This window comes from Nocardia sp. NPDC004722, assembly GCF_053601505.1.
On record NZ_JBSGBY010000896.1, the window covers coordinates 1 to 2,485 of the forward strand.

Sequence of the window (2,485 nt, forward strand, 5' to 3'; positions counted from 1 at the left end):
CCTCCTCCATCCCGATCATGAAGATCGCCGTGGCCACGAATCTCCCCGAGCGGGTCGTGGGCATGCACTTCTTCAACCCGGTGCCGGTGCTGCCGCTCGTCGAGCTGGTCACCACCCTCAAGACCACCGAGACCGTCACCAAGCGCGCCGAGCAGTTCGCCGCCGACGTGCTGGGCAAGCAGGTCGTGCGCTCCGCCGACCGCTCCGGCTTCGTGGTCAACGCGCTGCTGGTGCCGTACCTGCTGTCGTCCATCCGCATGGTCGAATCCGGTTTCGCCACCAAGGAAGACGTCGACAAGGCCATGGTGCTGGGCTGCGCCCACCCGATGGGCCCGCTGGCGCTGACCGACCTGGTCGGCCTCGACACCGTCAAGTCCATCGCCGACTCCATGTACGAGGAGTTCAAGGAGCCGCTGTACTCCGCGCCGCCGCTGCTGAGCCGCATGGTCGAGGCCGGTCTGCTGGGCAAGAAGGCCGGTGCGGGCTTCTACCAGTACAACCGCGCGTGATCTGAGCCTTTCCATGGCGTCTCGATGCGCTCACGCGGGTGGTCGCGTGAGCGCATCGTGTCTTTTCAAGCTAGGTGCGCGCCGCCGGGCATGTGGCGGCGTCCACCACAACCGGGCATAAGCTGCAATCAGGTCGTTCGGGACCGGCAGCTCGGAAGGAGTGTCCGTTCAGATGGTCAACGTCACCGACGGGTTCGGGTCCAGCATCCTGGGCTACCCGCGCATCGGCGAGCACCGGCAACTCAAGCGCGCTTTGGAGTCGTACTGGCACGGCACGCTCTCGCGTGACGAGCTGCTGACGGTCGGGCGCGATATTCAGGAGAGCCAGTACCGGGAGCTGGCCGCCACCGGGTTGACGCAGGTCCCCGGCAACACCTTCTCCTTCTACGACCACGTCCTGGACAACGCGCTGCTGTTCGGCGCGGTCCCCAAGCGGTTCGAGCCCTATCGAGAAGGCTTGGACCCGTTGGACTTCTACTTCCTGATGGCTCGCGGTCGGCCGGATCTGCCGCCGCTCGAGCTGGTCAAGCTGCTCAACACCCCGTACCACTACCGGCAGCCGGAACTCGAGACCGATACGGAGTTCTCGCTGCATCCGGAAGCGCTGCTGGAGGAGTTCGACCGCGCCAAGGCCGTCGGCATCGAACTGCGCCCGGTCGTGCTGGGCCCGCTGTCGCTGCTGCTGCTGTCCAAGACCGGACACGTCCCCGGCGAAACCGAATTCGACAAGCTGGTGCTGCTGGACAAGCTGCTACCGGTGTACGAGGAACTGCTCGAGATCCTCGCCAAGCGCGGCGCCACCTGCGTGCAGTTCGACGAGCCGTGCTTCACCAGCGACCGCTCGCCGTCCACCATGGAGCTGTTCGAGAAGACCTATCAGCAGCTGTCCAAGGCCCCGCTGCGCCCGCGCATGCTGGTCACCGGACAGTACGGCGACTTCGGCGAGGCCGTCGAAATCCTGTGCCGCACTTCGGTGGAGGCCATCGGCCTGGATCTCGCGGCGCATCGCGTGGTGCCCGAGGACCTGGCCAAGATCCCCGGCATCCGGCGCAAGCGCCTCTACGCGGGCGTCATCAGCGGCACCAATGTGTGGCGCGCCGACCGGCACGTGACGCTGGAATACCTGCACAAGCTCGCCCAGGTCTGCCCCGACATGGTGGTGTCGACCGGATCCACGCTGCTGCACGTGCCCTACGACGTGCTCGTCGAATACGAGCTCGAGGGCCCCGTCGCCGACCGCCTCGCCTTCGCCAAACAGAAGGTCCTCGAAGTGGTTTCGCTGGCCAAGGCGCTCACCGAGGGCCCCTCGGAGAAGTGGCGCAAGCGGCCCACGTCGGTGCACTTCAAGCAGAAGCACGCGGTGCGGCAGCGCGTCTACGCCGTCACCCCGCAGATGCGGGTGCGCGAACCCTACGAGAAGCGCAAGCTCGCCCAGCAGGCCAAGCTGCGGCTGCCGCTGGTGCCCGCGACCACGCTGGGCTCCTTCCCGCAGACCGCCGCCGCCCGCCAGGCGCGCCACGACCTCGGTCAGGGCCGGATGTCGTTCGACGACTACCGCAAGCGCATCGAGGCCGAGATCGAATCCAGCATCCGCTTGCAGGAGGACATCGGCCTGGACGTGCTGGTGCACGGCGAGCACGAGCGCAACGACATGATCCAGTTCTTCGCCGAACAGCTCGACGGCTTCGCCACCACCCACTTCGGCTGGGTGCAGGTGTACGGATCCCGTTGTGTGCGACCGCCGATCGTGTACGGCGACGTGGCGCGGCCCGAGGCCATGTCGGTGTCGTGGACGGCCTACGCGCAGTCGCTCACCGACAAGCCGGTCAAGGGCATGGTCACCGGCCCGGTCACCATGCTGGCCCGCTCCTTCGTGCGCCAGGACCAGCCGCTCTACGAGACCGCCGACCAGGTGGCGCTGGCCATTCGCGACGAGGTCGTGGATCTGGAGAAGGCGGGGATCGCCATCATCCAGG

2 protein-coding genes are annotated in these 2,485 nt (G+C 67.0%); both read left to right on the top strand.

What is annotated here, in order from left to right; all coding sequences use genetic code 11:
* The coding region (locus ACWELQ_RS43695) for a 3-hydroxyacyl-CoA dehydrogenase family protein (protein WP_452402852.1) at positions 1-509 on the top strand (509 nt) is incomplete at its 5' end.
* A 172-nt stretch (positions 510-681) separates the two neighbouring features.
* The coding region (metE, locus tag ACWELQ_RS43700) for a 5-methyltetrahydropteroyltriglutamate--homocysteine S-methyltransferase (protein ID WP_452402853.1) at positions 682-2,485 on the top strand (1,804 nt) is incomplete at its 3' end.